Source organism: Salmonella sp. SAL04196 (genome assembly GCF_046550835.1).
Classification (GTDB): Bacteria; Pseudomonadota; Gammaproteobacteria; order Enterobacterales; family Enterobacteriaceae; genus Salmonella; species Salmonella enterica.
The window spans coordinates 1,202,693-1,229,441 of the sequence record NZ_JBGDXE010000001.1 but is presented as its reverse complement, the minus strand read 5'-3'; the positions used below and the strand labels follow the sequence as shown (position 1 = coordinate 1,229,441).

Annotated in this window: 28 protein-coding genes, 1 tRNA gene and 2 pseudogenes; 15 read left to right on the top strand and 16 right to left on the bottom strand. The window is 50.1% G+C overall.

All coding sequences use genetic code 11. From position 1 onward, the window contains the following. The first annotated feature begins 5 nt into the window (after nucleotides 1–5). Complete coding sequence (yccX, locus tag ACLJPE_RS06365) at nucleotides 6–287, top strand: acylphosphatase (RefSeq protein WP_000072884.1); 282 nt, start codon at nucleotides 6–8, stop codon at nucleotides 285–287. Here yccX and tusE read toward each other — a convergent pair. Both tusE and yccA read right to left on the bottom strand, forming a co-directional pair. After that, nucleotides 284–613, bottom strand: coding sequence for a sulfurtransferase TusE (tusE, locus tag ACLJPE_RS06360; protein ID WP_039513103.1), 330 nt, complete (start codon nucleotides 611–613; stop codon nucleotides 284–286). The two genes, yccX and tusE, sit on opposite strands and share 4 nt — an antisense overlap. 86 nt (nucleotides 614–699) lie before the next feature. After that, the gene (gene yccA / locus ACLJPE_RS06355) at nucleotides 700–1,359 is read right to left on the bottom strand and encodes an FtsH protease modulator YccA (protein WP_000374046.1); all 660 of its coding nucleotides are present in this window, start codon (nucleotides 1,357–1,359) and stop codon (nucleotides 700–702) included. A gap of 394 nt (nucleotides 1,360–1,753) precedes the next feature. Here yccA and ACLJPE_RS06350 point away from each other — a divergent pair. After that, nucleotides 1,754–1,841, top strand: a tRNA-Ser gene (locus tag ACLJPE_RS06350). A gap of 136 nt (nucleotides 1,842–1,977) precedes the next feature. On the opposite strand, the pseudogene ACLJPE_RS06345 reads toward ACLJPE_RS06350, so the two are convergent. Both ACLJPE_RS06345 and pipB read right to left on the bottom strand, forming a co-directional pair. After that, nucleotides 1,978–2,478, bottom strand: a pseudogene (locus ACLJPE_RS06345) (PipA/GogA/GtgA family type III secretion system effector); the annotation flags it as partial. A gap of 170 nt (nucleotides 2,479–2,648) precedes the next feature. Beyond that, nucleotides 2,649–3,524, bottom strand: a complete 876-nt coding sequence (gene pipB, locus ACLJPE_RS06340) for an SPI-2 type III secretion system effector PipB (RefSeq protein ID WP_001123036.1) — start codon at nucleotides 3,522–3,524, stop codon at nucleotides 2,649–2,651. A gap of 217 nt (nucleotides 3,525–3,741) precedes the next feature. On the opposite strand from pipB, the pseudogene ACLJPE_RS06335 reads away from it, so the two are divergent. Next, nucleotides 3,742–4,063 (top strand): annotated as a pseudogene (locus tag ACLJPE_RS06335) (hypothetical protein). A gap of 9 nt (nucleotides 4,064–4,072) precedes the next feature. On the opposite strand, the gene sigE reads toward ACLJPE_RS06335, so the two are convergent. Both sigE and sopB read right to left on the bottom strand, forming a co-directional pair. Further along, entirely contained in the window at nucleotides 4,073–4,414 is a 342-nt protein-coding gene (sigE, locus tag ACLJPE_RS06330) for a type III secretion system chaperone SigE (RefSeq protein WP_000444724.1), read from the bottom strand. 16 nt (nucleotides 4,415–4,430) lie between these two features. Further along, complete coding sequence (gene sopB / locus ACLJPE_RS06325; RefSeq protein ID WP_031601786.1) at nucleotides 4,431–6,116, bottom strand: SPI-1 type III secretion system effector inositol phosphate phosphatase SopB; 1,686 nt, start codon at nucleotides 6,114–6,116, stop codon at nucleotides 4,431–4,433. 331 nt (nucleotides 6,117–6,447) lie between these two features. Here sopB and ACLJPE_RS06320 point away from each other — a divergent pair, with 331 nt between their 5' ends. After that, the gene (locus ACLJPE_RS06320; RefSeq protein ID WP_001111006.1) at nucleotides 6,448–6,618 is read left to right on the top strand and encodes a YlcI/YnfO family protein; all 171 of its coding nucleotides are present in this window, start codon (nucleotides 6,448–6,450) and stop codon (nucleotides 6,616–6,618) included. Here ACLJPE_RS06320 and ACLJPE_RS06315 read toward each other — a convergent pair whose 3' ends face one another. The 4 genes from ACLJPE_RS06315 to hprR form a co-directional block, all read right to left on the bottom strand. Further along, nucleotides 6,619–6,729 (bottom strand): hypothetical protein, encoded by a 111-nt coding sequence (locus ACLJPE_RS06315; RefSeq protein WP_000174815.1) that lies wholly within the window; start codon nucleotides 6,727–6,729, stop codon nucleotides 6,619–6,621. Nucleotides 6,730–6,837: 108 nt separating this feature from the next. Further along, nucleotides 6,838–8,307 (bottom strand): C69 family dipeptidase, encoded by a 1,470-nt coding sequence (locus ACLJPE_RS06310; protein WP_039513107.1) that lies wholly within the window; start codon nucleotides 8,305–8,307, stop codon nucleotides 6,838–6,840. Nucleotides 8,308–8,478: 171 nt separating this feature from the next. Continuing rightward, the gene (locus ACLJPE_RS06305; RefSeq protein ID WP_001529185.1) at nucleotides 8,479–9,843 is read right to left on the bottom strand and encodes a heavy metal sensor histidine kinase; all 1,365 of its coding nucleotides are present in this window, start codon (nucleotides 9,841–9,843) and stop codon (nucleotides 8,479–8,481) included. After that, the gene (gene hprR / locus ACLJPE_RS06300) at nucleotides 9,836–10,516 is read right to left on the bottom strand and encodes a response regulator transcription factor HprR (RefSeq protein ID WP_001629039.1); all 681 of its coding nucleotides are present in this window, start codon (nucleotides 10,514–10,516) and stop codon (nucleotides 9,836–9,838) included. Before hprR ends, ACLJPE_RS06305 begins: the two co-directional genes overlap by 8 nt. Before the next feature lie 135 nt (nucleotides 10,517–10,651). Here hprR and hiuH point away from each other — a divergent pair, with 135 nt between their 5' ends. Further along, on the top strand, nucleotides 10,652–11,062 hold the full coding sequence (hiuH, locus tag ACLJPE_RS06295) for a hydroxyisourate hydrolase (RefSeq protein ID WP_000833188.1): 411 nt from the start codon (nucleotides 10,652–10,654) through the stop codon (nucleotides 11,060–11,062). Nucleotides 11,063–11,394: 332 nt separating this feature from the next. Here hiuH and ACLJPE_RS06290 read toward each other — a convergent pair whose 3' ends face one another. The 3 genes from ACLJPE_RS06290 to hpaR form a co-directional block, all read right to left on the bottom strand. Further along, entirely contained in the window at nucleotides 11,395–11,907 is a 513-nt protein-coding gene (locus tag ACLJPE_RS06290) for a 4-hydroxyphenylacetate 3-monooxygenase reductase subunit (RefSeq protein ID WP_001195556.1), read from the bottom strand. Nucleotides 11,908–11,924: 17 nt separating this feature from the next. Next, nucleotides 11,925–13,487: a 4-hydroxyphenylacetate 3-monooxygenase, oxygenase component gene (gene hpaB / locus ACLJPE_RS06285; RefSeq protein WP_000801496.1), complete on the bottom strand. Its 1,563-nt coding sequence runs from the start codon at nucleotides 13,485–13,487 to the stop codon at nucleotides 11,925–11,927. A gap of 217 nt (nucleotides 13,488–13,704) precedes the next feature. Next, nucleotides 13,705–14,145 (bottom strand): homoprotocatechuate degradation operon regulator HpaR, encoded by a 441-nt coding sequence (hpaR, locus tag ACLJPE_RS06280; RefSeq protein WP_000543922.1) that lies wholly within the window; start codon nucleotides 14,143–14,145, stop codon nucleotides 13,705–13,707. Between the two features lie 274 nt (nucleotides 14,146–14,419). On the opposite strand from hpaR, the gene hpaG reads away from it, so the two are divergent. From hpaG to ACLJPE_RS06235, 9 genes are all read left to right on the top strand, one after another. Continuing rightward, the gene (gene hpaG, locus ACLJPE_RS06275; RefSeq protein WP_000679210.1) at nucleotides 14,420–15,709 is read left to right on the top strand and encodes a 4-hydroxyphenylacetate degradation bifunctional isomerase/decarboxylase; all 1,290 of its coding nucleotides are present in this window, start codon (nucleotides 14,420–14,422) and stop codon (nucleotides 15,707–15,709) included. Next, the gene (hpaE, locus tag ACLJPE_RS06270) at nucleotides 15,706–17,172 is read left to right on the top strand and encodes a 5-carboxymethyl-2-hydroxymuconate semialdehyde dehydrogenase (protein WP_000723524.1); all 1,467 of its coding nucleotides are present in this window, start codon (nucleotides 15,706–15,708) and stop codon (nucleotides 17,170–17,172) included. Before hpaG ends, hpaE begins: the two co-directional genes overlap by 4 nt. 1 nt (nucleotide 17,173) lies before the next feature. Further along, nucleotides 17,174–18,025, top strand: coding sequence for a 3,4-dihydroxyphenylacetate 2,3-dioxygenase (gene hpaD, locus ACLJPE_RS06265; RefSeq protein ID WP_000516978.1), 852 nt, complete (start codon nucleotides 17,174–17,176; stop codon nucleotides 18,023–18,025). 9 nt (nucleotides 18,026–18,034) lie between these two features. Continuing rightward, the gene (locus tag ACLJPE_RS06260; RefSeq protein WP_001119849.1) at nucleotides 18,035–18,415 is read left to right on the top strand and encodes a 5-carboxymethyl-2-hydroxymuconate Delta-isomerase; all 381 of its coding nucleotides are present in this window, start codon (nucleotides 18,035–18,037) and stop codon (nucleotides 18,413–18,415) included. A 143-nt stretch (nucleotides 18,416–18,558) separates the two neighbouring features. After that, nucleotides 18,559–19,362: a 2-oxo-hept-4-ene-1,7-dioate hydratase gene (gene hpaH / locus ACLJPE_RS06255; protein WP_000884795.1), complete on the top strand. Its 804-nt coding sequence runs from the start codon at nucleotides 18,559–18,561 to the stop codon at nucleotides 19,360–19,362. Nucleotides 19,363–19,372: 10 nt separating this feature from the next. Further along, nucleotides 19,373–20,164, top strand: a complete 792-nt coding sequence (gene hpaI / locus ACLJPE_RS06250; protein ID WP_000785062.1) for a 4-hydroxy-2-oxoheptanedioate aldolase — start codon at nucleotides 19,373–19,375, stop codon at nucleotides 20,162–20,164. A 72-nt stretch (nucleotides 20,165–20,236) separates the two neighbouring features. Beyond that, the gene (hpaX, locus tag ACLJPE_RS06245; protein WP_001285795.1) at nucleotides 20,237–21,613 is read left to right on the top strand and encodes a 4-hydroxyphenylacetate permease; all 1,377 of its coding nucleotides are present in this window, start codon (nucleotides 20,237–20,239) and stop codon (nucleotides 21,611–21,613) included. Between the two features lie 9 nt (nucleotides 21,614–21,622). Next, complete coding sequence (gene hpaA / locus ACLJPE_RS06240) at nucleotides 21,623–22,519, top strand: 4-hydroxyphenylacetate catabolism regulatory protein HpaA (protein WP_000336602.1); 897 nt, start codon at nucleotides 21,623–21,625, stop codon at nucleotides 22,517–22,519. A 13-nt stretch (nucleotides 22,520–22,532) separates the two neighbouring features. Further along, nucleotides 22,533–23,471, top strand: coding sequence for an MBL fold metallo-hydrolase (locus ACLJPE_RS06235; RefSeq protein WP_000976558.1), 939 nt, complete (start codon nucleotides 22,533–22,535; stop codon nucleotides 23,469–23,471). 407 nt (nucleotides 23,472–23,878) lie between these two features. On the opposite strand, the gene ACLJPE_RS06230 is transcribed toward ACLJPE_RS06235, so the two are convergent. The 3 genes from ACLJPE_RS06230 to cbpA form a co-directional block, all read right to left on the bottom strand. Next, nucleotides 23,879–24,241, bottom strand: coding sequence for an anti-adapter protein IraM (locus ACLJPE_RS06230; protein ID WP_001542612.1), 363 nt, complete (start codon nucleotides 24,239–24,241; stop codon nucleotides 23,879–23,881). 653 nt (nucleotides 24,242–24,894) lie between these two features. Next, nucleotides 24,895–25,200: a chaperone modulator CbpM gene (gene cbpM / locus ACLJPE_RS06225; protein ID WP_001284251.1), complete on the bottom strand. Its 306-nt coding sequence runs from the start codon at nucleotides 25,198–25,200 to the stop codon at nucleotides 24,895–24,897. Further along, nucleotides 25,200–26,120, bottom strand: a complete 921-nt coding sequence (gene cbpA / locus ACLJPE_RS06220) for a curved DNA-binding protein (protein WP_000420603.1) — start codon at nucleotides 26,118–26,120, stop codon at nucleotides 25,200–25,202. Before cbpA ends, cbpM begins: the two co-directional genes overlap by 1 nt. 235 nt (nucleotides 26,121–26,355) lie before the next feature. On the opposite strand from cbpA, the gene ACLJPE_RS06215 reads away from it, so the two are divergent. Continuing rightward, complete coding sequence (locus ACLJPE_RS06215) at nucleotides 26,356–26,718, top strand: copper resistance protein (protein ID WP_001118902.1); 363 nt, start codon at nucleotides 26,356–26,358, stop codon at nucleotides 26,716–26,718. Nucleotides 26,719–26,749: the final 31 nt, after the last annotated feature.

The window sequence follows — 26,749 nt, the reverse complement described above, 5'->3', positions numbered from 1 at the left end:
CCATCATGTCGAACGTCTGCATTATCGCCTGGGTTTATGGTCGCGTTCAGGGAGTCGGGTTTCGCTATACCACGCAGCATGAGGCGCAGCGGCTGGGGTTAACCGGCTATGCGAAGAATATGGATGACGGAAGCGTAGAAGTGGTGGCCTGTGGCGACGCAGCGCAGGTGGAAAAACTCATCAAGTGGCTGAAAGAGGGCGGGCCGCGCTCTGCTCGTGTGGACAAAATCCTCACTGAACCGCACAGCCCTCGCGAGACGCTAACAGGCTTTAGTATTCGGTATTAAATACATTTTACCGGCTTGGGCAGACCGGCGATTTTGGTCGCTTGCTTTGCCGGGCCTTTCGGGAACAGACGATACAGATAGCGGCTGTTGCCTTTTTCTTCGCCGAACTTATTCACCATCGCCTTTACCAGCATTCGGATGGCGGGAGAGGTATTAAACTCCAGGTAAAATTCGCGCACGAAGCGCACGACTTCCCAGTGTTCCGCAGAGAGCTCAATGCCTTCATTGGCGGCGATAGCGACTGCCAGCGCTTCACTCCACTGCGTCGTCTCTTTCAGATAGCCTTCGCTATCAGTACTGATTTCTTTACCTTCAAAGATCAACATAACGTTTCACTGCGTAATCAACACGGACGGCAGTGTAGCAAAAAATAAAGCCCTGCATAAGCAGGGCTGGAAGAGGGGAATGTCGATTAGTCGCGGCTGGCGAAGCCCAGAATGCTGAGCAGGCTGACAAAGATGTTGTACAGCGAAACGTACAGGCTGACGGTCGCACGAATATAGTTGGTTTCACCGCCGTGAATGATGTTACTGGTTTCATACAGGATAGCGCCCGAGGAAATCAGGATAAACACCGCGCTAATCGCCAGGTGCAATGCAGGCAGTTGCAGGAAAATATTCGCCACCATACCAATCAGCACGACGACGATCCCGGCCATTAACATACCGCCCAGGAAAGACATATCCTTACGGGTGGTCAGAACGTAAGCGGAGCAGCAGAAAAATACTAACGCGGTACCACCCAGCGCCAGGCCAATGACATCGCCCATGCCTGCTGACAGATAGGCGTTAAGAATGGGGCCCAGGATATAGCCGAGGAAGCCGGTAAACGCAAAAGCAGACAGGATACCGACCGGCTTATTGGCGGTTTTATAGGTCAGGAACATCAGCCCATACATACCGACCAGCGTCAGAATCAGGCCGGGGGAGGGCAGCATCAGTACCGTACTGGCTGTCGCGGTAATTGCGGAGAAAGCCAGCGTCAGGCTCAACAGAAAATAGGTGTTGCGCAGTACTTTGTGCGTACTCAGTAGCGAGCTACGATCACGCGATGATGTAATGATACGATCCATTAGTCACTCTCTTATGACAGATGTAATTAATAAAGGAGAATAATAAAAACAGTCACTGTCACCCAGTGGTTTTACCCATCTTTACGCATTCGTTTACGTTTAGTTTCCTTAAGAGATTTCAGGTGATTACAGTCGTTAAAACGGTCTTCTCATGCCTGGCGCTACGCCATAAAACAGGCGGCAGCGCCAACCACGCGTTACCGATAAAAAATTGATAATCACAGCGGTAAAACAGTGGGGACGATCAACACGTATTAAGCCAGTTTTTGTGTTGAAGAAATGGTCAATGTGCCGCTATTTCAGGCAATTAACGAAATTTTGCCTGTTTTTCACGCAAACGAACACATTCGGTCTTTACATGACGCACCGGGATGTTTATAGTGCGCCTCATTCCGGAAGTGTGGCCGAGCGGTTGAAGGCACCGGTCTTGAAAACCGGCGACCCGAAAGGGTTCCAGAGTTCGAATCTCTGCGCTTCCGCCAGATTAAACAAGGGGTTACCGAAAGGTAGCCCCTTTTTTTTTTAGGCGCTTAGAATATAGTTAGAAAATACTGCTAGAATATTTCCCGAAAAAACGGACTACGCGGGTCTTTAGTTTCTTTTCGTTTCCTGATGTGTCTATTTATTGAAGATGTAGGCCATTCCAGGAGGTGAAGGATGCCCCATCTCTTTCAGAATAATGTTGGTATATTCGACAACAGGGTCTCCTGGATGATTTTTTTCTTTATCCTGAAGATGGCTCAGTGCATGTACAACTTCATGAATAAATGAACGTTTTATGTCAAAAAGTTGTGGTCCTTCGTTACTTTCATAATGTTCGGTATATGAATCATCAGAATCGTCCAGATTGAGACAAATAACGTTCCTGCCTTCTGAAAGTTTGAAGTGTTCCTGAGCCACGGTAGTTTCAAAGGCTTCGCCTGCCCCCGATAGCCAGCGCTGCTCCACATCATGTAGTTCTTTTTCATATGCGTAATTCATCAGTCTGCGGAATGTTTCGCTTTGGGTATACGCATTTTGAAGTACGGAGGATAGTTCATCGTAGCATTCGTCATAAGTGTCGTCATCAATTTCTGTATCAGGGTCTATTCCACCCGCGCCTGAGATAAGGTACTCCACAGCCTGGATATTTTTAATCAAAGAGCTTATTCTGCTACGCTCTCATATCAACAATGTAAAAATACGCTGAAAATGTTATTTATAATGAAACTTAGGGGCGGGGTTTATTTAATAAAACAAGGGGGGCTTCTGTTTGAATACTTCTTGTTTATAAAATCCCTTTATCTCGACTAAAATATTGGATGGGGGAAAAGCGTTTTATCATTGTAATCCGGGAGTGGAGTAGGGGTATGTTGACTACCTGTCAGATCGGCTCCTGTTAATGCTTTCGCTAAAGTTAGAGCTATCTTATCTAATTTTGCACCATTTAGTTTGGTGTCAGTTAAGTCTGAGCCGAATAGAATTGCAGCGGTTAAGTTTACACCGGACATGTTAGCGCAAGTCAGGTCTGCGTGAGTCAGGTTTGCTTTAGTCATGTTTGAACCCATTAGATTTACAGCGTGTAGATTTGCACAACACAAATTTGCACCGACTAAATTTACATTAGAAAGAGTTGTTTCACGGAAATCTGCATTAGAAGCATCTATTTTTGACAAATCTTCCCCCTGGAAATCTTTATGAGCCAGGTTTACTCCGCGCAGGTTCAGAAAACCATCCTCGGTTATAAGTGAATCAGGCTGTTGTATATTATGTTTACTCATCAGCTTTAACATTCGACATACATTCCAAAATCTCTCACTATCAACGTTATCCGTTACAGTTTTTCCATTTTTGTTCACTTCAATAATGACCATGGGATCCGTATTTTCGGATGCTGCTCCACATGACAGACATATAGTACACCCGTTGACATCCTCCAGAAATATTTTATTACCATCGAAGAAAGCATCTTTATTTACATATAATAATGATGTGGTCAGTTTTCCAATTACCTCCCGAAAGCATCTTTCATTGCTTCTTCTTACTCCACCACAGGTAAAAAAATTGACAAACCATTCCAGTATACCGCGTGGTGAAGTTGCACTTTTCATTGCTTCTTTCGTACCGGTACCGGCCGCATGCAAATATCTTAATATATTTTCTGGGGACGCGTTAGTTATTGGCATTTTGATTCCTTCTTATGGAAGTGAGTCGATTCCTTATAGGTGTGAGTCAAGTCACATTTATACAAGGAATAATAAAAAAAGATATAAGGTGATTTTTGTATTTAGAGCTTTGGTTGAGTATGAGTAGGTGTCTGGCATCTGACAAGAGGCGATGATATCTGCCATAACGGTGAAGCAGAAGTAATATCACCCGTGAATAATAAGATTATCCTTACTATTGACTTCCTTCATTTCCAGCATAGCTTACGCTTCATCATCAATGAATAAACAATTAAGTTTGTTGAGCGAAAATTTACCTAAAGAAAAAATAATAAGCCTTAATATTTTTTTGCAGTATTTCAACTTATAGCAGAATAAATGTGCGTAGATGGCGTAAAAACCTGACGAGCAGAAATACTTACACACTAAAAATGCTCCCGCAAACAGAGCAAAATGAGAAAGAGGAACGTTTGCCCCTTACATTTCCACCAAAGATTATGGTTTTGTCTCTTGTAAAGGGCATACGTATCGCGTTTTATCTCATTAAGAAAGTATGTTGACGTATTAAATTAAGCATAATGCTCTTTCAATTGCTTCACGTTTGAAATGAATAATTCAAAACCAGTGAGCGCCTCTTCTTCGGTACTGGTTTGCGGCAAGCGATAAAGCGCCACTAAAGCAGTATTGTCTGCGTCAGCGCCGATAGTGACGGCGCTGGTGTAGTTCAGACGTAAAAAATGCTGCAAAGTCAGGATGTCGTCAGGCAATGGCATAAAGGGACAGCACATTTCCAGTGTATGATCGGATTCATTAAAATAAACCTGTATCCCATCATCAATGATAAGCAGTGGCTCATCTTCTGGCGCATCCAGGCCTAACGCGTCATATAAACGATTTAATAGACTTTCCATATAGTTACCTCAAGACTCAAGATGTGATTAATGAAGAAATGCCTTTTACTGACTGCCAAATATTTTCATCCCCAACTCGTTTTTGATAGGAAAGATTGAGCACCTCTGGCGATAAATTTTTCATTACTTTGTTTCCCGCCCCGCCCGTATTTTGTTTCTGAATCTCCAGGTTGCCGCTATTCAGTAATACTTTTTGGAAAATTTTCTGTCCACCGCTATCCGGAAGACTACCAGGCGCACTTAACATATGGGTCTGATGTAAAGAAATGTGCTCTCGCTTGATTTCTGAATCCATCATCCCTGTACGATCTTTGCCGCTTTTACAATTCCAGGCGGGCACCGCGTCAATTTCATGGGCTAACATGGCAAGGCGTTGTGCGAGTTTATAGGGTTCACCGCCATCTTTATGATGTAGGTTATTTTTCCAGATATCCTTAATCTGGCGCGCTAATGTATTGACGACCTCATAATTATCCGGGTATTGCGCCAGCCATTCGCCAACCCAGCCACCAGGTCTGGCTTCAGGGCGTAAATCATTGCCTAATAACTGATGTAGCGCTTCGGCATTATATCTATCCGATGCCTTAAGGCCAAAGCCGAGCTTGAGCGCCAGCTCATTAACACCCACATTAAATGCGGCGACGTCCGGTTTTATTTTTACCGTCTGTAGATCGCCATCTTTATTGCGGATTTTTAAATGAATCATTTTTCCCGGCTGGGTCAACGATTGCCATGCGCGCATTTGATCCTCGACCATCGTTCCCTCTTTGCCGAAAATATTCGACGCGGTGAGTAACCCGACGGATACCAGTTTCAGGCTTACCGCTTCGCCCTCTAAGGCTCTGTTAAGCAACTCAGGTTTACTAAAAAGTGCCGCAGTTAATACTTCTTTGGCTTTGTTTTCAGCGCCGACCTGACGCAGAAGCGGATCTTTTTCATGATAGGGGGAAAGCACGCCATGACGTATCCCGCAAAAGAGCGTTTTATCTTTACCGTCCTCATGCACACTCACCGTGGACATCCACAAATTGTTGGCGTGATGAATATTCCTGGTATCCCAACTGCATACGCCCTTTCCCTGATAAGCACTGGGAAAGATATCTTTTGCGCCAATTTTCATCTCTGCGGCAGGGAGCTGCGTGTTGGTATAGTGATGCCCGTTATGCGTGAGTGTATTTTTTATGGTTTGCCAGGGCTGGTTATTAAGCTGCTTGACCTGAGCATCTCTAAACGCTACTGCCGCAAAGCGATGAGCTTCTTTTGCAGGTAGGCCATTTTGCTGCTGAGTGCGTGCTGCAATAAGTTCGATAAGATTTTTCTTCAATGCTTTTGCCGCGGCTTCTTCTTGTTTTGTTGCTGGCCGGTCCGCTTTAACTTTGGCTAACTCCATTTGGTTTGCCATTGACGTTAGAACCGGGTCTTGTTTACCCAGAACGGTTGCCGTGACGGTAAGAAGATCGCGCTGTAAGTTATAGAGGTTATGCAGCGAGTGGTTAGACGTCTTCTGATGCTGTAGATAATTCCCCCATGTCGCGCCGGGTTCTCGCAGGACAATAATTTCCGGGCGAACGTCGGGCGCTTTAGCCGGCGCTTTGCCCTGGCCTGAGAGAATCTGCATTCCGTTGTATAAGGTTTTTTGTAGGCTTTTAAAAGCCTCCTGGGTTTTTAGTGAAGCTGAGTGATAGAAGCTCTGTATTTGCATAGCGTTTTTAGTATTCCTGAATAGGGGAGTGGGAACATTCAACAGGGTTAACAACCCTTTAAAAGAATGTGACTTTTATGCGCCAGGAACTTTAAAAAAATGTCCTTTTTAATGAGGAAACGCTTCTGATCAGGCGGGGAGGTGTCCTGACGTGCATACGTAGTGGCGATCATGGGGGGGAACGGCGCATCAAATGTTCATAAAATCTACAAACTTCACAATTTAGGGCACAACTTTTATTGAAAACCCACCTTCTTGACTCAGATCAAATTCACCGATTTACTCCTGCGTAAAGTAACGGCGTTACATCAAATGTTATACAGGTGTGTGTATGCCAGCAAAGCCCCGGACAAGTAAGACCGTGACGAAGAATATTCGTTTTTCCTATTCCATGCTTGAACAGATAGAATTCGCGTTGAAATCTGAAAAGACGCGGAATTTTTCAGCGTGGGTAAAAGAGGCCTGTCGGGAAAAGTTATGTAACACGGGACATAAGTTGTAGTTATCGTTTTATGCGAGAGGAGGCGGCCATTTTGAAAAGAACAACGTGCTTATATACCTCCTGGGTTTTTGCCGCTTTTGTCTCTCTGCTGATATTTGCCTGGAGTGTCATAAACTATCCTCTCTATGAATCCATAATAATTATTGTCTTTTATATCTGGCTAATTCTGGTGCCGCTTTATCTTATTGTGTATGAGTGGCTAATAGATTGTCATTAAATTTATGGTTGCGTACTTGAAAAGTGATATTTCATATCTGTGCGGTAAGTCATTGTCGTAATAATATTATTGGTCAGGCGACGGGCGAGCGTCTGCGCATTTTGCATCGTTTTATCTTCAAAATTTTGCAGTAAGCGTTGCGCTTCTTTCGGATGCGACGCATATAATCTCAGATAGCTCTGTTCCATCTTATACTGCTGCTTAGCTGTTTGCTGTTCAAATGTTTTCCAGGCGTTTTGCACATCTGGCGCAAACGCATTGTAGTCCTGCATAACCAGCGTTTGCAGCGTGCGGAATGTCCAGTAGGTAGAGTCGTTGCTCGCCCGATCGGTTCCTTTATCATCTCCGGGTTGATAATGACGCATCCCCTGATAATAGGGGAGATAGACGCTAAGAGATGGCATTCCATAGGCGATGTATTCTACGTTGCCGATAGCCTGCGGTAATTTCGGTCTGACCTGTAAAATATGTGACTCCTGGGTACGAAAAACGGATATAGGTCGCCATGGTTCTTGTGGATTATGACTGGCATAAGGGTCGTGCGACGTTCCCTGATAGTGATTGCGTAACGCGTTTTTTACTGCCGCCACGCTAATTTTCGTTATTGGCGTTAAAAAAACAGGAAATGTTTCTCCTTCGCTAACGGCCGTATCCAGATGCGGATTAAACTGGTGTTGTAGCGTCCAGACGCGCGGATAATTATAGGTGGTATCGTTTTTGTTATCCTGCGAATAGGCTTGATGAAAGTCGAATTCGCCACGGGCCGGATCATATAATCCCTGCTTTTTCGCAAAGCTTACTAACGTTGGTGACGCCATATAATTCGCGTTATCATTCGGATCGCAATGGCGTAAACGTCCCTGATTGGCGGAAACGAAATAGCTATCTGCCGGAAGTCGTACTGCCAGCCATTGATGACCGCTTCCCGTCTCCAGATACCATATCTCTTTGCTATCAATAAACGCGACGCCGAAACCTTCGCCTGCGCCTTTTTGTTCAATAATGTCTCCCAGTAATTTGGCGCCCTGACGCGCCGATTGCGCCACTGGCAGGATCACGGACTCAATGGCGTCTTCCGTGATTCCCGTTTTTGTCACGTAAGGATCGGCAGCCAGCGCCGCTCTGCCGTTATAAATGGTTTCCGTTGCGCTCATTCCGACGCCCGCCGAATTGAAACCGGCTTCACCCATGGCGTTATCGTTAGTATCAAAGTCATGAATCGCCGTATAGCGCATCGCTGTCTCCGGAAGCGGCCAGCTAAAATTGTTCCGATGTGCTTTATACTCGCCTTGTTGATGAAACGCGACGGGATGAATAACCTTATGCTTGGCGTTATTTGCCGAGCCATCCTCGTTGCGCGCGATAATAAAGGAGCCGTCAGCCGAAGCCTGATTGCCTACCAAAAGGGTAGTACAGGCGATGACTTTACCCATACCCAGCAGCGTAACGGCGAATGCAAGATACTTTTTCATAAGGTTCCCACTGAATAACGCGTTATGGGATGAATTGACCCTGGATTGGAAACCGAGAAAGTGATCGAGCCAGCAATATTCTTTGCCGGCATCCTTTATTTTCTCTTTATTGAGGTTGTATTGATAACCACAGCCCTGTGGCAGGGAAGGGGAACAGAACCTGTACTGACCTTAGCTATCACCGCTATCAGGCAGACGAACCGAAAAGATATTATGTTCATCGGCATAGCGGTAAGATGCCGAACCACCGTGTAATAGAGCAATCGCGTTAACTAACGATAACCCCAGGCCGAAACCGGCAGTGTGGCGGGCATTATCTCCTCGCCAAAAACGCCGGAAAAGCTTATCCGCATCGGCGGGGTGGCTGCCCGGATTAGCGACCCGAATTTCTGCAACGTTATCATCATAAGCGCTTTCAATACGTATCACGGCGTTTTCATCAGAATAACGGATGGCATTCGTCAGCAGGTTTGAGAGCACTCTTTGTAATAATATTTCGTCAGCCCATACCGTTCCCTGACATTGATTTATAAAACAGATGCGCTTCTCCTCGGCAAGGGGGCTAAGATAATCCAGCATATTTTCGACCAGCGCATTGAGCGAAACAGGCTGTTTTTTTACCGCTATATTCTGGTGCTCCGCGCGTGCCAGAAAGAGAATATTTTCTGTTAGTCGCGACAGTCCCTCCAGCTCTTCAATATTATCGACAAGGGCTTGTTGATACTCTTCGGCGCTGCGTTCCTGACTCAGCATCACCTGATTCTTCCCCAGTAAAATATTAATCGGCGTGCGCAGCTCATGCGCCAGATCGTCAGCAAATTGGTTCAGGCGTTCAAAATCGTCGGAAAGCTTCTGGCGCATGGTATTTAGCGCTTGTCCAAGCGGCCTGAGCTCGACGGGTAACGCCTGTTCCGCCAGCGGCTGGCGAAGTGTGCCGCTATCTGTCGCCGCGGTGAGTCGGCTGAGCGACGTAATGGCCCGCAGCCCGTTTCTGATGACTAATGGACTGAGCGCCGAACAGACGAGGATCGCGATAAGGCTAATCAGCAAACTGTTGCGGCGATATTGCGTCAGCATTTGCCGCCTTTCCGTCGCCAGCCTGGCAATAGTAAGGGTCAGCGGGTCATCGCCGCTTCTGGCGTTTACTCGTACCGCGGTCAGCTCCGTGCCTTGTACCGCCTGGCGAAATAAGGTTTCGCGGGTGATGTTTTTAGCCAGCGGAATCTCGTTAAAGCGTTGGTCGGGGATGCCGCTATGATTAATCGCAACATTGTGGCCTGTTGCTGAATGGATCAATAAGATATCCTGCTTCGTATCCACCATCCGATTGAAATAGAGCGGCAGATTTTCCGGCCTGGCGCCATCCAGTAACAGTTGCTGCATTTGCGCCGCCCGATTTATTAGCGTCATATCATCCCGATACGTTAATTCTTTGCTCAGCGCGTTATAGAGCGTCCAGCTAATGCCGGTACAGGCGAGGATAAGTATGGCGATAAAAGAAATTGTCAGGCGCAGCGTCATTGATAACTTAACCATTCTGCGACGCTTCCGCCTGTAATCGATAACCCATCCCCCGGACGGTCATAATGAGCTTATTTTCAAATGGATCGTCTACTTTGGCGCGCAGCCGACGAATCGCGACATCAACGGTGTTGGTTTCACTATCAAAGTTAATTCCCCAAACTTCGCTGGCGATCGCGGTTCGGGGCACGATTTCTCCTGCCCGGGACGCCAGTAACCAGAGGAGCAGGAATTCTTTGCGGGTCAGGGAAATCGGTTTGCCATTTCGTAACACCGATTGCTTTGTGGCATCCATGTCCAGACCATTGATCGTCAGTCGGGTAAAGACCGGGACATGCTGTCTGAGTTGAGCTCTCACCCGGGCCAGCAGTTCGGCGAAGGAAAAAGGCTTAACAAGGTAATCATTAGCGCCCGCCTCAAGACCTTTGACGCGATCCTCAACCGAGTCACGCGCCGTCAGGCAAATAACAGGGGACTGATGCGCAGTGCGTAACGCGCGTAAAACCTGCCATCCATCAAGCCCCGGCAGCATAATATCAAGAATAATCAAAGAATAATGTTCCTGAAGGGCCAGGTGTAATCCGTCTCGTCCATCACAGGCATAATCAACCACATAGCCTGCTTCCGTGAGTCCCTGACGTACCCACTCAATGGTTTTCTGGTTATCTTCAATCAATAAAATCTTCATCAACGCAGTATGCCATAGGCTTGTTAGCGAATCCGTAAATCTCCAACAAGATGACATAATTGTCATGTCCGTGTAAGGTTAATCCTGGACGCGCCAGATATATTTTCCTGCATCAATACCGTAAAGGAGTGAAGCATGAAACGATATATACTGGCTACCGTGATAGCATCTCTTGTTGCAGCCCCGGCAATGGCGCTGGCCGCTGGCAACAATATTCTCAGCGTACATATTCTCGATCAGCAAACAGGCAAACCGGCGCCCGGCGTGGAGGTGGTACTGGAGCAGAAAAAGGATAACGGATGGACGCAATTAAACACCGGGCATACCGACCAGGATGGACGTATTAAAGCTCTGTGGCCCGAAAAAGCTGCCGCGCCGGGGGATTATCGCGTTATTTTTAAAACCGGCCAGTATTTTGAAAGTAAAAAACTGGATACGTTTTTCCCGGAGATTCCCGTCGAGTTTCATATCAGCAAAACGAATGAGCACTATCATGTGCCGCTGTTATTAAGTCAGTATGGTTATTCAACCTATCGCGGGAGCTAATTTAGATCCTATCCCATTAGGGTTATTTTACTTGCCATTTTGGACCTGGGCAGTGCTCGCCAAAACGCGTTAGCGTTTTGAACGCCGCTTGCGGCGGCCCGAAGGGCGAGCGTAGCGAGTCAAACCTCACGTACTACATGTACGCTCCGGTTTTTGCGCGCTGTCCGTGTTCAAACTGGCTGCGCCAATAACGCCTGGTGGGATAGGCTCTTAGATTTTATTAATCGCCGCGATTTATGGCGAGCAAACATCGCGGCGGGAATAAAAATCTTCAGCGTATTGACTCTTCTCCCACAAGCGGTGGTTATCCCGCTTGTGGGCATGAGTGACGGTTAAACAGGCGCTTCCATCTCAAGTCTGACCGGATGAAAACGGCGTTTGAAATAAATCAGGCCATGCCCATCCTGGCTAAGAATAATATTTTTGATCGCCACCAGATACACCAGATGCGTGCCAATGGTTTGTACCTCGCTGATCTCGCCTTCAAGACCGGCCAGCGCGCCGTTAAGTACCGGCTGGCCCAGCGGCCCGTTTTGCCAACATGGCTGGTGAAAACGCTCCTCCATCGCCATCCCCGTCATACCGGCAAAGTGGCGCGCCATCAGCTCCTGCTCATGGTTAAGTACATTAATGCACAGCCTGCCGTTGCCCTGAAAGACGGGGTTCATGGCGCTATTGGCATTAATACATACCATCACGGAGGGCGGCGTATCGGTGACGGAGCAGACCGCTGTTGCGGTGATACCGCAGCGTCCGGCGTGACCCGCCGTGGTTACGATGTTGACCGCTGCCGCCAGACTTGCCATCGCATCGCGAAAACGCAGACGTTGTTCATCTACTTGCATGAGAACCTCCTGCCGCGTTATTTCAGCAGCTTATCCAGTTGATTGATGTCGTCGTTATTGTGCAAATGCGAAACCGTCCAGCCATTCTGATCGTATTCGGAGAGGCAGCGATCGACCATTGCCATCATCTTATCCATATTGCCGGAGCTCTGGGCCTGACGCAGGCACTGCAGACGAATTTCATCCTGGCTGCCCGAGTAGTTAATCTCGTACAGCTCATGGCGACCGCCAAACTCGCTGCCGATGGCATCCCACATCAATTTAAGAATTTTGATACGTTCAACATGGTCCATTCCGTTAGAGCCACGTACGTATTTCGCCAGGTACTGGTCGATTTGCGGATTATTCAGATCGCGGGCGCTGGAAGGCAGGTAAATCAGGCCGCTGGTAACGTTACGTTCAATAATATTTTTAATTTTCGCGTAGGCCATTGGGGCCATCACACGATAGGTTTGCAGCGCGGCGTGGTCCGGTAGCCAGGCGCCGTTTACCCACGGGGTTGCTTCAGAACACATAGAATCGCTCAATGCCCAGAACATATTGCGCCAGGCCACGACTTCGCCGAGATCGGCCTGCACGCCACGGAACTCTACGGTACCCGTACATTCGAGCGATTTTTTCAGCAGCGCGGTAATGAAATCAAGTTTAACCGCCAGACGAACACAGGCTTGCAGTGGATACATACGGGCAAAGCCGCCTTCCATCGTCCAGCGACGGCAACGATCGAAATCACGGTAAATCAACACGTTTTCCCACGGGATCAACACCTTATCCATCACCAGAATGGCATCGTTTTCATCAAAGCGGCTGGAGAGTGGATAATCAAACGGCGAGCCCGTCGCGCCCGCGACCATTTCATACGAGGCGCGCGAAATAAGTTTTACGCCTTCGGCATCCATTGGCGCGACAAACATCAGCGCAAAATCCGGGTTTTCGCCCATCACCTGGGCTGAGCCGAAACCAATCATGTTGTAGTGAGTCAGGGCGGAGTTAGTGGCGACGACTTTCGCCCCGCTGACAATAATCCCGGCGTCCGTCTCTTTCTCCAGCTTGATATAGACGTCTTTCACTTCGTCGGCAGGTTTGTGGCGGTCGATAGGCGGGTTGACGATAGCATGGTTAAAGTACAGGCCGGTCTCCTGAATACGGGTGTACCAGTTGCGGGCGTTCTGCTCAAACTGGCCGTAGAAGGCTGGGTTAGCGCCCAGAGCGCAGCCAAAGGCGGCTTTGTAATCCGGTGTGCGTCCCATCCAGCCGTAACTCAGGCGTGACCACTCGGCGATAGCATCACGCTGTTGGCGCAGATCGTCTGCGCTTTTCGCCACGCGGAAAAATTTATGCGTATAACCGCCGCTGCCGGTATCGGTATTCCAGCACAGGGTATCTTGCATCGACGGTTTATGTAATGCGTCATACAGTTGTGCGACAGAGGCTGCGGCATTGCGGAATGCCGGATGTGTCGTAACATCTTTAACGCGTTCGCCGTAAATATAAATTTCCCGCCCGTCCTGCAGGCTTTTTAAATACTCTTCGCCCGTTAACGGACGCTTGTTATCAGTACGAAAATCTTCAGGTTTCATTGCGGCCTCTTCCTCGTTAATCGGAATGTTTTGTTAATAATATGTTTCTTATTTGTTGTTTAATTGAATAGGCAGAAGCGTAAACTGTGAAGAGACTTTCAGGACAACGGCGGGTACTTTTCAGATGAACGTCGAAGAAGAAGAGTAAAATGCGATCGCCGTCAACGTTGTAAGCGGGAGGGGATTCCCGTGTCGGCGGCGTGGGAAGGTAATAATACTATGCTTCCGCTTCGCTATCAGGATGCTGGCGCCCCAGGGCAATAAGATCGTCCAGCAGCAGCATCAATTGCTGTGTTTTTTCGGGCGTGAAATCGGCCTCAATTTTTCGATAAGCCTCTTCTACCTGGCTCCGGGCACGGGCGTACAACGTTTGTCCCTGCTCCGTCAACATGACATATAACTTACGCTGATCGTTAACCGGCTTGAGTCGCAACACCAGTCCGTCTCGCTCCATGCGCGTCAATATTCCGGTCAGACTTGGACGCAAAATGCAGGTACGAAAGGCCAGCTCGTGAAAATCCATAGAGGGGCTATCGGCCAGGATTCGCACAATGCGCCATTGCTGGTCGGTCAGATTGTGGCTTTTAACGATGGGGCGGAAATAGGTCATTGCCGCTTCGCGCGCCTGAAGCAATGCGATGGTTAATGAATCATGCATAAGCGTTTCTCTTTTGCAGAATTATTAATACCTGAATAATCGTGTTTACCGATGTGAGCTATGACATCTGTTTTATGTCCAAAGTTTAACAGAAACAAGGGGTTTTATTTAACTATTTGATATATTTGTATTTAATTATTATTTTGTGAAAATATTGTTAATCACATCACAAATACTTTACTTCAGCTTGCTAAATGTACAGCGAAAGCATAAATCTAATCATTAATATATTAATGAAATCACAGCCCGTTAAATCGGCCTGAGGAGTTTATGTATGAAGGGTACTGTTTTCGCCGTTGCGTTAAACCATCGCAGCCAGCTTGATGCCTGGCAAGAGGCTTTCTCTCAGCCTCCCTATAATGCGCCGCCTAAAACCGCAGTGTGGTTCATCAAGCCGCGTAATACGGTGATTCGTCACGGCGAACCCATTCCTTATCCGCAGGGAGAAAAGGTACTGAGCGGCGCGACAGTGGCGCTCATTGTGGGGAAAACCGCCAGCCGGATACGCCCTGAAGCGGCGGCGGACTATATCGCCGGGTATGCGTTGGCTAACGAGGTCAGCCTGCCGGAAGAGAGCTTTTATCGCCCGGCGATTAAAGCGAAATGTCGCGATGGCTTTTGCCCTCTGGGTGAAATGGCGCCGCTGAGTGATGTGGATAACCTCACCATTATCACTGAAATCAACGGACGAGAAGCGGACCACTGGAATACTGCCGATTTACAGCGTAGCGCCGCACAGCTGCTTAGCGCGTTAAGTGAGTTCGCTACGCTTAACCCTGGCGATGCGATCTTACTCGGTACGCCGCAGAATCGTGTTGCGCTGCGTCCCGGCGATCGGGTGCGTATTCTGGCGAAAGGTTTACCCGCTCTGGAAAATCCGGTTGTCGCAGAAGATGAATTCGCCCGCCACCAGACGTTTACGTGGCCGTTGTCAGCAACGGGAACGCTATTTGCGCTGGGGTTGAACTACGCCGATCATGCCAGCGAGCTGGCATTTACGCCGCCGAAAGAGCCGCTGGTATTTATCAAAGCGCCAAACACCTTTACCGAACATCATCAAACGTCGGTGCGCCCGAACAACGTCGAATATATGCACTATGAAGCCGAACTGGTCGTGGTAATTGGCAAAACGGCGCGTAAGGTGAGCGAAGCCGAAGCCATGGAGTATGTGGCCGGTTACACCGTCTGTAACGACTACGCGATCCGCGACTATCTGGAAAACTACTACCGTCCAAATCTGCGGGTAAAAAGCCGCGACGGCCTGACGCCGATAGGCCCGTGGATTGTGGATAAAGAGGCGGTTTCTGATCCGCATAACCTGACGTTACGCACCTTTGTCAACGGTGAGCTGCGGCAGGAAGGGACGACCGCCGATCTGATCTTCAGCATCCCGTTCCTGATTTCTTATCTGAGCGAATTTATGACGTTGCAACCGGGCGACATGATTGCCACCGGTACGCCGAAAGGGTTGTCTGATGTGGTGCCGGGGGATGAGGTTGTCGTGGAAGTAGAAGGCGTGGGTCGCCTGGTTAACCGAATCGTCAGTGAGGAGAGCGCAAAATGAAGAAAATAAATCATTGGATTAACGGCAAAAATGTTGCAGGTAACGACTACTTCCAAACCACTAACCCGGCGACTGGTGACGTGCTGGCGGAAGTGGCCTCCGGCGGTGAAGCAGAAGTGAACCAGGCTGTCGCGGCGGCCAAAGAGGCGTTCCCGAAATGGGCCAACCTGCCGATGAAAGAGCGTGCGCGCCTGATGCGCCGCCTTGGCGACCTGATTGACCAGCATGTGCCGGAAATCGCGGCGATGGAAACCGCCGACACAGGCCTGCCTATTCACCAGACTAAAAACGTGCTGATTCCGCGCGCCTCGCATAACTTCGAATTCTTCGCCGAAGTGTGCCAGCAGATGAACGGCAAGACCTATCCGGTTGACGATAAAATGCTCAATTATACGCTGGTGCAGCCCGTCGGCGTCTGCGCGCTGGTGTCGCCGTGGAACGTGCCGTTTATGACCGCGACCTGGAAAGTCGCGCCGTGCCTGGCGCTGGGTAACACCGCGGTGCTCAAAATGTCCGAGCTGTCGCCGTTGACTGCCGACAGGCTGGGCGAGCTGGCGCTGGAGGCAGGAATTCCGGCAGGCGTGCTGAACGTGGTGCAGGGCTATGGTGCGACGGCGGGCGATGCGCTGGTACGCCACCATGACGTGCGTGCGGTGTCGTTTACCGGCGGGACCGCCACCGGTCGCAATATCATGAAAAATGCTGGCCTGAAAAAATACTCGATGGAGCTGGGCGGCAAATCGCCGGTGCTGATTTTTGAAGATGCCGACATTGAGCGCGCGCTGGACGCCGCGCTGTTCACCATCTTCTCGATCAACGGCGAACGCTGCACCGCCGGGTCGCGCATCTTTATCCAGCAGAGCATTTACCCTGAGTTCGTGAAGCGCTTTGCCGAACGCGCGAATCGCCTGCGTGTCGGCGATCCGACCGACCCGAATACCCAGGTCGGCGCGCTGATTAGCCAACAGCACTGGGAAAAAGTCTCCGGTTATATTCGCCTCGGCATTGAAGAGGGCGCAACGCTGCTGGCGGGCGGTGCGGAAAAACCCACTGACCTGCCTGCGCATCTGAAAGGCGGTAACTTCCTGCGCCCAACCGTGCTGGCCGATGTCGACAACCGTATGCGCGTCGCGCAGGAAGAGATCTTTGGGCCGGTCGCCTGCCTGCTGCCATTCAAAGACGAAGCGGAAGGGTTACGTTTGGCGAACGACGTGGAATACGGTCTGGCCTCTTATATCTGGACCCAGGACGTGAGCAAAGTGTTGCGCCTGGCGCGTGGGATTGAAGCCGGCATGGTCTTCGTCAACACCCAGAACGTCCGCGACCTGCGCCAGCCGTTCGGCGGCGTGAAAGCCTCCGGTACCGGGCGCGAAGGCGGCGAATATAGCTTCGAAGTGTTTGCGGAAATGAAAAACGTCTGCATCTCAATGGGCGACCATCCTATCCCAAAATGGGGAGTTTGATATGGGCAAGTTAGCGTTAGCAGCAAAAATTACCCACGTGCCGTCTATGTATCTTTCTGAACTGCCGGGAAAAAATCACGGTTGTCGTCAGGCAGCCATTGATGGTCATATTGAAATTGGCAAGCGTTGCCGCGAAATGGGCGTTGACACCATTATCGTATTCGACACCCACTGGCTGGTGAATAGCGCTTACCACATTAATTGTGCCGACCATTTCCAGGGCGTCTATACCAGCAACGAATTGCCACACTTTATTCGCGACATGACCTATGACTATGACGGTAATCCGGAGCTCGGCCATCTGATCGCCGACGAGGCAGTCAAACTGGGCGTGCGCGCTAAAGCGCATAACATCCCGAGCCTGAAGCTGGAGTATGGCACGCTGGTGCCGATGCGCTACATGAACAGCGACAAGCACTTCAAAGTGGTCTCCATCTCGGCGTTCTGCACTGTGCATGATTTTGCCGACAGCCGCAGACTGGGTGAAGCCATTCTCAAGGCGATTGAGAAATATGACGGTACCGTAGCGGTATTCGCCAGTGGTTCTCTGTCGCACCGTTTTATTGACGACCAACGGGCGGAAGAGGGGATGAACAGCTACACCCGCGAGTTCGATCACCAGATGGACGAGCGCGTGGTCAAGCTGTGGCGCGAAGGCAAATTCAAGGAGTTTTGCACCATGTTGCCGGAGTACGCCGACTACTGCTACGGCGAAGGCAACATGCACGACACGGTCATGCTGCTGGGAATGCTGGGTTGGGACAAATACGACGGCAAGGTGGAGTTCATCACCGATCTGTTCGCCAGCTCCGGTACCGGCCAGGTGAACGCTGTTTTCCCGCTGCCTGCGTAAGGGGTGTTTATGCCGCACTTTATTGCTGAATGTACTGAAAATATTCGCGAGCAGGCTGATTTACCCGGCCTGTTCAGCAAGGTAAACGAGGCGCTGGCCGCCAGCGGGATTTTCCCCATCGGCGGTATCCGCAGTCGCGCCCACTGGCTGGATACCTGGCAGATGGCTGACGGTAAGCATGATTACGCGTTTGTGCATATGACGCTGAAAATCGGTGCCGGGCGCAGCCTGGAGAGCCGTCAGGAAGTCGGCGAAATGCTGTTTGGGCTGATTAAAGCCCACTTCGCCGACCTGATGGAGAACCGCTATCTGGCGCTGTCGTTTGAGATTGCCGAGCTACATCCGACGCTCAATTACAAACAAAACAACGTACACGCGTTATTTAAATAGCACACTGTTTCGCCCGGTGGCGCTGCGCTGACCGGGCCTACAAAAAAACGATGCGCGAAGCAATACCGAACCGTAGGCCGGGTAAGACGCACCCGCGTCGCCACCCGGCGCAGCAGCACCGCATGACGTAACAGGAAGCAACTATGCTCGATAAACAGACCCATACCCTGATCGCCCAGCGACTTAATCAGGCTGAAAAACAGCGTGAACAGATTCGCGCAGTGTCGCTGGATTATCCCAACATCACTATTGAAGATGCCTATGCCGTACAGCGTGAATGGGTCAATATCAAAATTGCCGAAGGGCGCACGCTCAAAGGCCACAAAATCGGCCTGACCTCAAAAGCGATGCAGGCCAGCTCGCAAATCAGCGAACCGGATTACGGCGCGCTGCTTGACGATATGTTCTTCCATGACGGCGGCGATATCCCCACCGACCGTTTTATCGTCCCGCGTATTGAAGTGGAGCTGGCGTTCGTGCTGGCGAAACCGCTGCGCGGCCCTCACTGCACGCTGTTCGACGTCTACAATGCCACGGATTATGTGATTCCGGCGCTGGAACTGATTGACGCCCGCAGCCACAACATCGACCCGGAAACCCAGCGCCCGCGCAAAGTGTTCGACACCATTTCCGACAACGCCGCCAACGCCGGGGTGATCCTCGGTGGTCGTCCCATCAAACCAGACGAGCTGGATCTGCGCTGGATCTCCGCGCTGCTCTATCGCAACGGCGTGATCGAAGAAACCGGCGTCGCCGCAGGCGTGCTGAATCATCCGGCCAACGGCGTGGCGTGGCTGGCGAACAAGCTTGCCCCCTACGATGTCCAGCTTGAAGCCGGGCAGATCATCCTCGGCGGCTCGTTCACCCGCCCGGTGCCGGCGCGCAAGGGCGACACCTTCCATGTCGATTACGGCAACATGGGCGCGATCAGTTGCCGGTTTGTGTAAGGAAAAAACGATGAAAAATGCTTTCAAAGACGCGTTAAAAGCGGGGCGCCCGCAAATCGGTTTGTGGCTGGGGCTTGCCAACAGTTACAGCGCTGAACTGTTAGCGGGCGCCGGCTTCGACTGGCTACTGATTGACGGTGAACACGCGCCAAACAACGTGCAGACGGTGTTGACCCAGTTGCAGGCGATTGCGCCTTATCCCAGCCAGCCGGTGGTGCGTCCGTCATGGAACGATCCGGTACAGATTAAGCAACTGCTCGACGTCGGCGCGCAAACGCTGCTGATACCGATGGTGCAGAATGCCGATGAAGCGCGAAACGCCGTGGCGGCTACGCGTTATCCGCCTGCCGGTATTCGCGGCGTGGGCAGCGCGTTGGCGCGGGCATCGCGCTGGAACCGCATTCCGGACTATCTCCACCAGGCCAACGACGCCATGTGCGTACTGGTGCAGATTGAAACGCGTGAGGCGATGAGCAATCTGGCGTCAATTCTCGACGTGGATGGCATTGACGGCGTGTTTATCGGCCCGGCGGACCTCAGCGCCGATATGGGCTTTGCCGGCAATCCGCAGCACCCGGAAGTGCAGGCGGCGATTGAGAACGCCATCGTGCAGATACGCGCGGCGGGGAAAGCGCCGGGGATTCTGATGGCCAATGAAGCACTGGCGAAACGTTATCTGGAACTGGGGGCGCTATTTGTCGCCGTCGGCGTTGACACCACGCTGCTGGCGCGCGGAGCGGAGGCGCTGGCGGCGCGCTTTGGCGCAGAAAAAAACCTGTCCGGTGCGTCCGGCGTCTATTAAGCCTGGCCCGGTAAGCGTAGCGCTACCGGGCAACCGTAGTACCCTACAAAAATTCCCATCAGAGGAAAAAAAATGAGCGACACATCATCTGCACTTCCGGAAAGCCCCGAGTCTGTCCGTTCGCACAACGCGCTCAGCACGGGTCAACAAACCGTCATAAATAAACTGTTCCGCCGACTGATCGTATTTTTATTCGTGTTGTTTATCTTCTCGTTTTTAGACCGTATCAACATCGGTTTTGCCGGGTTGACGATGGGGCAGGATCTGGGGTTAAGCGCCACCATGTTTGGCCTTGCCACGACGCTGTTTTACGCCACCTACGTCATTTTCGGCATTCCCAGCAACGTGATGTTGAGCATCGTCGGCGCCCGCCGCTGGATTGCGACCATTATGGTGCTATGGGGCATTGCATCTACCGCCACGATGTTCGCGGTGGGACCGAAAAGCCTGTATGTGCTGCGAATGCTGGTGGGCATTACCGAAGCGGGCTTTTTGCCAGGAATATTGCTCTATTTAACCTACTGGTTCCCGGCATTTTTCCGCGCCCGCGCCAACGCATTATTTATGATTGCCATGCCGGCCACTACCGCGTTGGGGTCGATTGTCTCCGGCTATATTTTATCGCTGGACGGCATATTCAATCTGCATGGATGGCAGTGGTTATTCCTGCTGGAGGGATTTCCGTCAGTTTTGTTAGGCATTATGGTCTGGTTTTACCTGGATGATACCCCGGCAAAAGCCAAATGGCTGACGGCAGAGGATAAAAAATGTTTGCAGGAGATGATGGATAATGACCGCCTGACGCTGGTTCAGCCGGAGGGGGCCATCAGCCATAACGCCATGCAGCAGCGTAGTCTGTGGCGCGAAGTATTCACGCCAATTGTACTGATGTATACGCTGGCCTATTTTTGCCTTACCAATACGCTTAGCGCCATTAGTATCTGGACGCCGCAAATCCTGAAAAGTTTTAATGAAGGCAGCAGCAATATCACCATCGGCCTGCTGGCGGCGATCCCGCAGATTTGTACTATTCTGGGCATGATTTACTGGAGCCGCCATTCGGACAAACATCAGGAGCGTAAACATCACACGGCGTTGCCGTTCCTGTTTGCCGCCGCGGGCTGGCTGCTGGCGTCGGCGACCGACCATAACCTGATCCAGCTCCTGGGGATCGTGATGGCATCCACGGGTTCCTTTAGCGCGATGGCGATCTTCTGGACCACGCCGGATCAGTCGATCAGTTTACGCGCCAGGGCGATAGGCATTGCGGTCATCAATGCCACCGGCAATATTGGCTCCGCACTCAGCCCATTTATGATTGGCTGGCTAAAAGATATCACCGGTAGCTTCAATAGCGGACTCTGGTTTGTCGCTTCTCTGTTAGTCGTCGGCGCCGCCATTATCTGGCTCATTCCCATGAAAGCATCGCGTCCGCGCGCCACCCCTTGAGGAGAAACTATGTGCCAACGTGCGATCGCCAATATTGATATCAGCAAAGAGTATGACGAAAGTATGGGCAGTAACGATGTGCATTATCAATCGTTTGCTCGTATGGCGGATTTCTTTGGTCGTGATATGCAGGCGCATCGCCACGACCAGTTTTTTCAAATGCACTTTCTTGATACCGGGCAGATTGAGCTACAGCTCGACGATCATCGCTATTCGGTGCAGGCGCCGCTATTTGTGCTTACGCCGCCCTCGGTGCCGCATGCTTTTATTACCGAATCGGATAGCGATGGCCATGTTCTGACGGTACGCGAAGAGCTGGTTTGGCCGCTGCTGGAAGTGCTTTATCCCGGCACCAGAGAGGCCTTCGGCTTGCCGGGGATCTGTCTGTCGCTGGCGGATAAACCCAATGAGCTGGCGGCGCTCAAACATTACTGGCAGCTAATTGAGCGGGAGTCCACGGAACAACTGGCTGGCTGCGAACATACCCTGGTGCTACTGGCGCAGGCGGTATTTACCTTGCTGTTGCGTAATGCGAAGCTGGACGATCACGCCGCAACCGGGATGCGCGGTGAACTGAAACTTTTTCAGCGCTTTACCCTGTTAATTGACAACCACTTCCATCAGCACTGGACGGTGCCCGATTATGCCTGCGAGTTGCATATTACCGAATCTCGTTTGACCGATATTTGCCGACGTTTTGCTAATCGCCCGCCTAAACGCCTGATTTTTGATCGGCAATTACGCGAGGCGAAACGACTGCTGCTTTTTTCCGACAATGCTGTCAACGAGATCGCCTGGCAATTAGGTTTTAAAGATCCGGCTTATTTCGCCCGTTTCTTTAATCGCCTTGCTGGCTGTTCTCCTTCGCAGTTTCGCCAACGTGAAGTTCCCTCTTTTCTCAACTAAGAAGAGTAAAAACATGATGAAAAAAAGCGTCGCTATGCTGGCGGTTTGTATGCTGGCGCAAAGCCACCTTGCTATTGCTGCTGGTGCTCCTGCGCCTCAAGAGATCAACATTGTTTTACTGGGCACCAAAGGCGGGCCTTCTTTGCTCAATACAGCCAGACTACCGCAAGCGACGGCGCTCACTATCGGCGATAAAATATGGCTGATAGATGCCGGCTACGGCGCCAGTCTGCAACTGGTGAAAAACGGTATTCCACTGCGCAACATCAATACTATTTTGCTCACCCATCTGCACAGCGACCACATACTGGATTATCCTTCCTTGCTGATGAATGCCTGGGCAAGTGGTCTGAAAGACCATACCATACAGGTGTATGGCCCGCCGGGAACCCAGGCGATGACGAAGGCTAGCTGGAAGGTCTTTGACAGGGATATCACGCTACGCATGGAAGAAGAGGGGAAACCCGATCCGCGCAACCTGGTTAAGGCGACCGATATTAGCCAGGGCGTCATCTATAAAGATGAACTGGTTACAATAAGCGCGCTGAAAGTGCCTCATTCCCCTTTCCCGGACGGTGAAGCGTTTGCTTACCGTTTTGATACCCAGGGTAAGCGAATCGTCTTCTCTGGCGATACGTCCTGGTTTCCGCCGCTTGCAACGTTTGCCCAAGGGGCGGATATCCTGGTACATGAGGCGGTACATGTCCCTTCGGTAGCAAAACTGGCTAATAGTATTGGCAACGGAAAAACGCTGGCTGAAGCGATTGCGTCGCATCACACCACGATTGAAGATGTCGGTAAGATTGCTCGCGAGGCCCACGTGAAAAAACTGGTGTTAAGTCATCTGGTGCCTGCGACGGTTGCGGATGACGTCTGGCAACAGGAAGCCATGAAAAATTACCCGGGCCCTGTCATTGTCGGTCATGACAATATGACGATAAGCGTACCGTAAGTATCAGGGCAGGGGTAAACCCACGGGCTGACATGATGTCAGCCCGTTATGCTTTTGGCGATCAGCATGACACGCAGAGCTTTTGTCTAAAACATTATTTTTTCTAAACACTACTTGCTGATTTTTATGCACAATAAAGGTAAGATGATTGCTCTGGTGAAATATTACTAAATAAGAATGTCACGGATGGAATTTATACAGTGTTAAAAGCAATGCGTTTCTTTGTCTGCCGGCCATCAGTAATATCCTCTGTACCGGCTCCTCGTTGCCAAAGTGAAGGTTAGATTAAACGAATCAAAAAATATCCGAACTGTACAATTTTTATATCAAACATATTTAACTGCAAAATACTGCAAACGTGCGCGAATACACTTAATCAGTAGTATGGCTAATGCATACTTTATTTCCTAAACTTTCTTATTATCTATTTGAATATTTCTGGTTAAACCAAATGGACAAACGGATACCAGACACTCGAAAGGATAACTGCAGGCTTCTGGTTTAGGATTGCAGTTACCAGGACAGTGGCTATTTTCTTTAAGCGATTTCCATAGAGCAGGATTAAACCTGGTAACGTTGTAAACAGTAACGGGATAAAGTTTATCGTTTATTAAGACCCCCTTATTAAAGGGGATGATAATGCTACCTGGAGGCATGTAAACATCTGCCTGATACCATAAGGTCAATCTAAGATTTTTTAGGCTATGTATGCATGAGAACGATACTCCGGTAGAGGGACTTATAACTGTATCAACGACCTTCCATTCCATTACAGAAACCTTTTAAGTGAAATAGTCAATGGTGTAAATTACATTTTCCGCAAGCCTATTCAGGATAGATGAAAATCTGAGAAACATAACTCGTTGAAAACGATCGTTTTTTATTGACCACTCTATTTATATTGATTTTTTAATAAGTTATTTATTTTATGCTCTTATTTTGTTTACATTCTATTACATTTTTGTATTTTATACGTGGTGTAAATATTGGGCGGCAGTGGATGTTATAACGCTCAATTATTAAACTGTAAGTGACTGTTGTATTTCTTATTTATAAATACTGCAACCTGTAAGCGCAGCGGTTCATTTTACCCGGCATTGACAGGGAGAAGGTACGTATCAACCAGAGAGTACAAAACAGTGAAAGAATATATTCTTCAGGCAATAAATGATCGCTAACGTGTAAAAATAACCGACGTATCTAAAAAATGTGAACTTGTGGCTGGTCTTTATTTAAACGATGATCTTCGCAATGGCGCATTAATGGCTGACATTGGCGGTTCGTTGATCGGGTTGTGCGCGGTGAAAGGCTATATTTCTTCCGTTGGGGGAAGTATGTCAGAGGCATTCTGGTATTATACCGGGTGCATGTAAATCCGGGGTGGGCAGAAAGCCCACCCTCGGTTTATTGCCTTTATCGTGGATTAGGGATGCGAGATAAAGCGAGAAAGGCGTTGCAGCAGTAACCGGTTTTCTTCGCGCAGCCGTGAATTCTCTTCCAGCAGCGTTAACGCGACCGCGATCCCAGGCCAGTCGAGCGCCAGCTCCTCGCGTAAGCGTAGCGCGCGTTGTACCACGCTCGCTGCGCGATCGTCGAATTGCCAGTCGGCGTTATCGTCTTCGTAAGGCTCAATTACCCCAAGTCCGACGATTTCGTTTAGCTCCTCTTCCGTCACGCCGGTGTGCAAACAAAATTCGGTGATGGTAAAGGTGACAGTGATGTTAGCCATTATGCTTTCCCCCATTGCTGGCGTGGGTCAAAGGACGACTGCGCGTCCGCCAGTTGTTGCCACAGGGCAGCTGTTTTCTCGTCAGGTTTCGGCGGCATAACGATTTTGATGATGGCATAGAGATCGCCAGTGTGCTTTTTACTGGCTAATCCTTTTCCTTTGATACGCAGCCGCTGACCTGCCTGGCTGCCGGGGGGAATGGTCAGCAAAATACGCTCTTTAAGCGTTGGCACAGACACCTTCGCGCCGAGCGCCGCCTCCCATGGGGCAAGCGGAAGGACGACTTCCAGATCCTGATTGACGATATCAAAGAGCGGATGCGGGGCAATATGGATAACGAGCCATAAATCGCCATTAGGTCCGCCGTTTTCCCCCGGCGTGCCCTGGCCTTTCAGTCTGATTCGTTGCCCGTTGCTGACGCCAGCCGGGATTTTCACATTCAATGTTTTGGGAATTTCCCGCTCCACCAGACCGAACGCGTTATAAACGGGGACGGAATAGCTAATCGTACGCTGGTGCTCTTCCAGCGTTTCTTCCAGGAATACCGCCACTTCAATTTCGATATCATGACCGCGTGCGGCGTGGCGGTGGTGCGAATGGCGACCGTGCTGACCAAAAATAGACGAGAAAATATCATCAAAATCTTCGGCGTTATACGGTTGGCCTTCGTGTTGCTGGAACTGGCGATTAAATTGTGGATCGTTACGGTGTTGCCATAACTGGTCATACTCGGCGCGCCGTTGCTCATCACTCAGCACTTCCCATGCTTCAGCAACCTCTTTGAAACGGGCTTCGGCATCGGGTTCTTTGCTGACATCTGGATGGTACTTGCGGGCCAGTCGGCGATAGGCGGTCTTAATCGTCTTGAGATCGTCCGTCGGTTTCACGCCCATAATGGCGTAATAATCCTTAAGTTCCATAGCATCATCTCGCTAAATCAATACATACAGAAGGGACCCCAAAAAGGTTTCTCCACTAAGTGTAGGGTAAACCTGAAAAGTGCGTATGAAAACACCAGTTATATCATTAGTAAGAATAAATTACGTTGTTCGACTATCAGAAGGTTGCGCAGCGCGCCGACATAACTTTACAGGGGAAAGGTTGCCAAAACCGCGCCAGTGGCTAAGATAACTCGCGTTAAACAGTGAGGGCGCAATGGCGAAACAACAACGGATGGGCTGGTGGTTTCTTTGCCTTGCATGTGTCGTGGTAATGGTTTGTACCGCGCAACGCATGGCGGGCCTGCACGCCTTGCAGATGCAGGCGACGGCCTCTGCTGCGGTGGTCAGCGCTCCCTCTTCGACAGATGACGGCTCGCCGGTCACTCCCTGTGAATTAAGCGCCAAGTCGCTGCTGGCGGCGCCTCCGGTACTCTTTGAAGGCGCTATCCTTGCGCTTTGTCTACTGCTTTCCTTACTGGCGCCTGTCCGGGTCATGCGCCTGCCGTTTTCGCCTCCACGGGCTATTTCGCCGCCCACATTACGGGTACATCTACGATTTTGTGTCTTCCGTGAATGACAGACCGGTTATTGCTAACGGTTACTTACTC